The organism is Devosia sp. (assembly GCF_017307565.1).
Classification (GTDB): domain Bacteria; phylum Pseudomonadota; class Alphaproteobacteria; order Rhizobiales; family Devosiaceae; genus Devosia.
Genome location: NZ_JAFKHD010000501.1, coordinates 1 through 6,493, shown reverse-complemented (window position 1 = coordinate 6,493; position 6,493 = coordinate 1). Strand labels below are relative to the sequence as shown.

Here is a 6,493-nt window from a genome sequence, read left to right as displayed (position 1 = left end):
GTAGAGATTGTCGAAATCCCAGACGCGGCTATTGCGGTCGCATACGCTGGTGCCGTCATTGCTCTCGCCCATGCGGATCGTGCCCTGGTAGTGCAGCGAACTGCCCACCGGCTGCATGATGGTAGCAAAGCCGGGGGCCGGGCGGCCGATGATATCGGCGATGCGCAGGGCGACTTTCTTGGCCTCCTCGACCCGGGCACGGTCGGCGTCGGACGGCTTCCACTTGATCGAGATCGAGGGCAGGCCACGCCAATCGAGCTTGTTCTCGTCGAACTCAACGCGGTTTTCCGGATCGAGATCGGTGGGGCAGAAAACGCCCATGCCGACCGGCTGGCCGGTGAAATCGGGCGTGCGCTCCATCGAAGAGAGGCTGGTGGCGTGGATGGTCACCGAGAAGGGGAAGTCATTGGTGGCCGGAATCCAGTTCATGGCGCGCATCGGCGGCTCGTCGCGCATTTCGGCCATCTGCGAGATGATGAAATGGTCGTTGAGATAGCGGCCCAGCGCCTTGGGGCGAATGCCGGAGGCGAAGAGGAGTTGCGGGGTGTGGAGCGAATCGCAGGCGACGACCACCGTGCCGGCGGCGAGGAACCACGGCTTGTCTTCGCCCGCTTTCACCAGCTCGACGCCGGTGGCGCGGCCATTTTCATGGACGACGCGGCGGCAGATGGTTTCGGAGAGTATTTCGAAGCTCTCGGCGGGTTCTTCGACGAGCGGCCCGAGAACCACGTCGGTGCCGTGATAGCGGAGGCCATCGGCGGTGGGCGTGGCGGCGAGCGGCATGGCGCGCACCGTGCGGTCGGCGCTGCGGCCACCATTAAAAGTCTCGCCGAGCTTTTCGCGCAGCGCAATGGCGCTGACGTCGCCAGCGCGCGGGTCCTTGTTGGTGCCAAGGAGGCCTTCGGCAACGCCGAGCGCCAATTCGAATTCTTCGGCAGGAATGAAGGGGATGCGTTCAGCCTCAGACGGGGTCGGCGTGCCGGTCGACCATTTGGTGCCCATGCCGCCGACATTGGCCGCGGCAAAGCCGGCAAAGAGGTTTTCGCTGGGGTCGCCTTCATTGGCGATGAAGAGGCCCGAGCGACGGAGGAAGGAGGCATCGAAACCGCCGGCGCGGCGCGCTTCCCACTCTTCCTTGCTGATGGAAAGGCGCGGGGTACGGTCGCCGCCCTGGGCCAGCACTTCAAGCTCGGCGCGTTCGCCGAGATCGGCGACATTGTCGAGATGCCCGCCGGTCTGGGGCAGGATCTGCGGCCCCGCCTCCACGATCACGATACGCGCTTGGGGCCAATCGCGGCGGATTACCCGCGCATAGGCGCTACCGGTCGGACCGCTGCCAATAATGACGACATCGGCGGATTGTGCGGACATGAGGATCATCCATCCAAACTGTGCTGGTATGTAATTGGTATTAATGGTTTAGATTGGTATGTAAAGCCACGAATGACGGCTGTTGCAATATTTAGAAAATTGGAGTGTTCGCCGTGAAACTGGGTCTTTCCTCCTACAGCTTTCGTCCCCTCCTGGCGGATGGCCGGCTGACCATCGAAACCCTGTTCGACTGGTTGCAGGCCCATGGCGCCGAGCACCTCGAAATCGCCACCTTCTCCTTTGCCGAGCCGGGGTCGGAACAGACCTACGATCTCGCCAGCGACGAGGAGACGCTGCAGCGCCTGGAAGCGGCTTCGGCACGCACCAATATCCCGGTTTCCGGTTTTTGCATGGCGGCCAACTTCATCGCGCCGGAGGCGGAACGGCGCAGCGAAATCGACAGGGTGAAGCGCTATGTCGAGCTCTGCAACCGCTTCAATGCGGGCTTTTTGCGCCACGATGTGGTGCCGTGGCACCTGCGGCCGCAGACGACGGACGAGTTCGAGCGCGAGTTTGCAGCAATCGTCGCCGCGAGCCGCGAGGTCACCGAATTCGGTGCGGCGCGTGGGGTTGTCACCAGCGTCGAGAACCACGGCTTCTTCATGAATTCGAGCGAGCGGGTGCTGCGGCTGATCCATGCCGTCGGCAATCCCAATTTCCGATTTACGCTCGATGTCGGCAATTTCCTCTGCGTCGACGAGGAGCCGCATGTCGCAACGCGCCGCGGGCTGCCCCATGCCGGCTTCGTGCATCTCAAGGATTTTTACCTGCGTCGCGCCGAGCCTGGTCCGGGCTGGCTCAAGACCATGGGCGGCCAGTTCATTCGCGGCTCGGTTTTCGGCTTTGGTGATCTCGATGCAAGGGCGCTGATCGAGAGCGTTGTCGCCTCGGGCTATGACGGCTTCGTTTCGCTCGAATATGAAGGCGGCGAGCCCAGCCTCTATGGCTGCGAGGTTGGGCTCCAGAATATCCGCCGGCTCCTGGCCGAGGTCAGAGGCTGACGAGCCGGTCGAGCCGGGCCTTTACATCGGCGAGGTGCTGGCGATCCCCGCCCGGCACCTCGACCGAGGCCCAGCCATTGTAGCCGATTGCGGACAGGCTGCGATTGACCTCTGCCCAATTCACGTCGCCTTCGCCGAGGTCGACGTCAAAGCCCTTCCAGGGGCCCTCGGCATTCATGCGCTTGAGGCTATATTCCTTGATGTCGAGGCGCAGGATGCGCGGGCCTAGGGCCTCGATCCAGTGGCTTGGGCGGCCATAGCGCATGACATTGCCCACGTCGAAATACCAGCCGAGCCGGGGATTGTCGAAACCGTCGATGAGATGGGCAGCTTCGAGCGGGCTCAGCAAAAAGTCGTTCCAGACATTTTCGAGCGCGATGGAAATGCCGATTTCCTCGGCATGGGGCAGCAGATGGTCGATGCCCTCGACGGCGCGGTCATAGGCGGTGGCGTAGCTGGCCTTGTCGGTGACGACGCCGGGCACCAGCAGCATGGTTTCGGCACCATAGGCTTTTGCGAGCTTCATGGCTTCGATCGAGGCGGCAATGCAGGCTTGGCGCACGGCCGGGTCGGGATCGGTCAGCGGGGTCTTCCAATGGGCCGAATTGACGACGCCGGGAATGGCGACGCCGGTGGCATCGCGGGCGGCGAGAATTTCCTTGAGCGGCAGATCGTTGGGGGCGTCGAGCTCGACGCCGTCAAAACCGAGATCGGCGACCAGCCGGAATTTGTCGGCAATGGAAAGTTCTTCCTCGATCATGGACCATTTGAGGCTCAGCCGGGCCATGGGGCGGGGTGGGGATTGGGTCAAGACGAACACTCACCTGTCAATTTCGGGCGGATGCTAGAGCATGTCGCTCGATTTGGCCAAGGCACGAAATGCGTACACATGGCGCCGAATTGGCAGTGGCTGCGTTAACGCGCTTGACTTGGGAAGAATGCGTGGTAACGTTCCCACGAGGTCATGATAAAATGACCGCGGAGGATCTGCCGTTGCGCAAGCGCCGGCCTACCATCATCGATGTGGCTGAGCGGGCTGGTGTGTCGAAAAGCACCGTCGCGCGCGCCCTTGCGGGTGCCGAGAGCATTCTCGATGAGACGCGCGAGCGGGTGCTCGCGGCGGCGAAGGCCGTGGGCTATGAGCGCAACCACCTGGCGGTGGGTATGCGCTCCGGGCGTTCCGGCATGCTGGGCCTCGTCATTCCCGATATTGCCAACCCTTTCTGGGCCGACGTGGCGCGTGGTGCGCAGGACCGGGCAGCCGAGGCCGACGTCTCGCTGTTGGTCTTTTCCTCGGACTGGGACCCGGCCAAGGAAGAGAGCCATTTGCGGGCCCTGCGCCGGGCGCGTGTGGACGGCGCCATCGTCAATCCGGTTTCCGATGCGCTCGATGATCTCGACAAGTTCGGCCTGCCTTTCGTGCTGATCGGCTCGAGCGCCGAGCGCTTTGCCGATGTGTCGAGCGTGGGTTCCGATATTGCCCAGGCCGTGCAGCTCGGGCTCGATCACCTTGTCTCCAAGGGGCACCATGCCCCGACGCTGAACGTGGGCCCAAAATCGCGTCTGGCCCGCACCCGCTTTCTGAATTCCGTGCAGCGGCACAGCATCGAGCGGGATGTCGATCCCGGTCAGCTCGTTGTCGAGGATGGTGAATATACGCTCGAAGGCGGGCGGCTCGCCATGCTGCGGGTGCTCGATCGGCCGCGGCTGGGGCATATCTGCGTCTTTGCCGCCAACGATATGATGGCCATCGGCGCCATGATGGCGGTGCGCGAGCGCGGCTTGCGCTGCCCGGAAGATGTGTCGATCCTGGGGTTCGACGGTATCCCTTCGGGGGCCTTTACCTTTCCGGGGCTCACCACCATTGCCAAGCCCGGCCGGGATATCGGCGTGCGGGCAGTGGAAAGCCTTTTCGACGAAATCGAAGGACGGCCGGAACACGGCCGCGTCTATATGCCTTGCCGGCTGATCGATCGGGCTTCGCTCGCCGATCTGTCGCGCGAACCCCGCAAACTGGCGGGGTAGGGAGGATCTGACTGATGGCAGAACCAAGTGCTGGTCGTATTGCTGTATCCAATAATGGGAACGTTCCCAAAAATGGGGCGACTGCGAATGGCGAAGAGCGTAAATTCGTTGGCAGACTGTTAGCATCGAGCGGCTCATTCGGGGCGCAAGTGCGACAGTGGTGGCCCTATTACGCGATGATGGCGCCGGGGCTGATCTTCTTCATCATCTGGCACTATGTACCGATCTGGGAAGCCAAGATGGCTTTCGAGCAGGTCCGCATCATTCCGCCCAATATCTGGGTCGGGCTGAAGAACTTTCAGGTCCTGTTTTCGTCGCCGATTTTCTACCAGGTGCTCGCCAACACCCTAATCATTTCGGGGATGAAGATCCTCTTCGTCTTCCCCGTGCCGATCATTGTGGCGCTGCTGCTCAATGAAATCCGCAGCGGCAAGCTGCGCGGCACCATCCAGTCGGCAATCTATCTGCCACACTTTCTCTCCTGGGTCGTGATTTCGGGCGTGTTCATCGCTCTGCTTTCGCCCACCGACGGAGCGGTCAACCAGATCCAGACGGCACTCGGCTTTCAGCCGATCAGCTACATGACCAATACCGGCACCATCCGCTGGGTGCTGGTGATCTCGGAAATCTGGCGCTCGGCCGGCTGGGACAGCCTTCTATACCTTGCTGCCATCTTCGCCATCGATCCGCAGCTTTATGAAGCCGCCGAGATGGATGGCGCCAATCGCTGGCAGAAAATTGCGCATGTCACCATTCCCGGCATCGTGCCGACCATCGCGACGCTCTTCATTCTCAATATGGGCATGTTTCTCAGCGCCGACCTCAACCAGGTCATCAACATGCAGAACGACGTCAACGCTTCGACCATCGATATTCTCGACACCTACGTTTACCGGCTGGGGCTCTCGACCGGCGAATATGCGCTCGCCACGGCCGCGGGCCTCTTCAAGGCCGTCATCGGCATGGTTCTCGTCGTCACCTCGCACCTCGTCAGCAAGAAGCTGACCGGCAAGGGAGTTTGGTGATGTCCAACCAGGTGCGTCGCAGCCCGCTCGAACGAGTGGAATATGTGCTCATTGTCTCGACCCTGCTGTTGCTGGTGGTTTTTACCCTGCAGCCGCTGCTGAACCTCTTTGCGCTCTCTTTCACCGATCCGAGCAAGGTGGCGGGCTTTTCGGGGCTCTCCATTATTCCCGATGGGTTCTCGCTCGATGTTTGGACGCTGCTTTTACAGCACCCCAATGTGCAGCGCGGGCTGTTCAATTCGATCTGGATGACGACAACAAGCGTCATCATCGGCGTGATGGGCACCGCGCTCATGGCCTGGGGTCTGTCGCGGCCGGGGCTGCCGGGCCGGCGGATCATCTTCCTGATGGTGCTCGTCACCATCGTGTTCTAGCCCGGCATCATTCCCGATTACTTCCTGATGAAGCGGCTGGGCCTGCTCAATTCGCCCTGGTCGGTGATCCTCTACAAGGCCGTGAACGCCTGGTACCTGATCATCCTCGTGCGTTTCTTCGAGGAAATTCCGAAGGAACTGCTCGAAGCCGCCGAGCTCGACGGCGCCAATCCGTTCCAGACCTTTTTCATGGTCGTGCTGCCACTGGCAAAGCCGGCGCTCGCCACCATCGCGCTCTTTTATTTCGTGCTGCACTGGAACGAGTTTTTCCGCTCGATGATCTACCTCAACGACCAGACCAAATGGCCGCTGCAGGTGGTGCTGAGGCAGTTCGTGATCGAGGGCGACAAGATCGCCATCGTCGGGGCGAACAATGCCAACAACAATATCGGGCTGGCACAGATCAACATCCGCGCCCTGAAGGCCGGGATGATCTTCATCACCATCCTGCCGGTCCTCGCGATCTACCCGCTCATCCTCAAATACTTCACCAAGGGCACCATGTCGGGGGCGCTGAAGGGATGATGCCTGGTTCGATCGATACTCTCGATGGTCGTCACCACCCGGCTTGTCCGGGTGGTCCATGGGTGCCGCGGCATCGCTGGATTGCCCGGACAAGCCGGGCAATGACGACAGGACAGAGGGTCGGGAAAGAGGACCTAATCTCGATTGTCACCCCGGCGAAGGCCGGGGGCCA

General features: G+C 61.7%; 7 protein-coding genes. 5 read left to right on the top strand and 2 right to left on the bottom strand.

What is annotated here, in order from left to right:
- Positions 1 to 1,371 (bottom strand): GMC oxidoreductase (locus tag J0I64_RS21820; RefSeq protein ID WP_291412270.1); only part of this gene is annotated, 1,371 nt, incomplete at its 3' end.
- 113 nt (positions 1,372 to 1,484) lie between these two features.
- On the opposite strand from J0I64_RS21820, the gene J0I64_RS21815 reads away from it, so the two are divergent.
- On the top strand, positions 1,485 to 2,372 hold the full coding sequence (locus tag J0I64_RS21815; RefSeq protein ID WP_291412268.1) for a sugar phosphate isomerase/epimerase: 888 nt from the start codon (positions 1,485 to 1,487) through the stop codon (positions 2,370 to 2,372).
- On the opposite strand, the gene J0I64_RS21810 is transcribed toward J0I64_RS21815, so the two are convergent.
- The gene (locus tag J0I64_RS21810) at positions 2,362 to 3,183 is read right to left on the bottom strand and encodes a sugar phosphate isomerase/epimerase (RefSeq protein WP_291412266.1); all 822 of its coding nucleotides are present in this window, start codon (positions 3,181 to 3,183) and stop codon (positions 2,362 to 2,364) included. The two genes, J0I64_RS21815 and J0I64_RS21810, sit on opposite strands and share 11 nt — an antisense overlap.
- 161 nt (positions 3,184 to 3,344) lie before the next feature.
- On the opposite strand from J0I64_RS21810, the gene J0I64_RS21805 reads away from it, so the two are divergent.
- The 4 genes from J0I64_RS21805 to J0I64_RS21790 all read left to right on the top strand — a co-directional run bounded on the left by J0I64_RS21805 (position 3,345) and on the right by J0I64_RS21790 (position 6,321).
- Positions 3,345 to 4,397, top strand: coding sequence for a LacI family DNA-binding transcriptional regulator (locus J0I64_RS21805; RefSeq protein WP_291412264.1), 1,053 nt, complete (start codon positions 3,345 to 3,347; stop codon positions 4,395 to 4,397).
- 149 nt (positions 4,398 to 4,546) lie between these two features.
- On the top strand, positions 4,547 to 5,422 hold the full coding sequence (locus J0I64_RS21800) for a sugar ABC transporter permease (protein ID WP_291412262.1): 876 nt from the start codon (positions 4,547 to 4,549) through the stop codon (positions 5,420 to 5,422).
- Positions 5,422 to 5,796 (top strand): hypothetical protein, encoded by a 375-nt coding sequence (locus J0I64_RS21795; RefSeq protein ID WP_291412260.1) that lies wholly within the window; start codon positions 5,422 to 5,424, stop codon positions 5,794 to 5,796. Before J0I64_RS21800 ends, J0I64_RS21795 begins: the two co-directional genes overlap by 1 nt.
- A gap of 27 nt (positions 5,797 to 5,823) precedes the next feature.
- Positions 5,824 to 6,321: a carbohydrate ABC transporter permease gene (locus J0I64_RS21790; RefSeq protein WP_291412258.1), complete on the top strand. Its 498-nt coding sequence runs from the start codon at positions 5,824 to 5,826 to the stop codon at positions 6,319 to 6,321.
- Positions 6,322 to 6,493: the final 172 nt, after the last annotated feature.

Bases quoted from the DNA above. Each gene is read 5' to 3' on its own strand.
- J0I64_RS21795 (WP_291412260.1), top strand. From the start codon at position 5,422: ATGTCCAACCAGGTGCGTCGCAGCCCGCTCGAACGAGTGGAATATGTG.
- J0I64_RS21805 (WP_291412264.1), top strand. From the start codon at position 3,345: ATGACCGCGGAGGATCTGCCGTTGCGCAAGCGCCGGCCTACCATCATC.
- J0I64_RS21790 (WP_291412258.1), top strand. From the start codon at position 5,824: ATGAAGCGGCTGGGCCTGCTCAATTCGCCCTGGTCGGTGATCCTCTAC.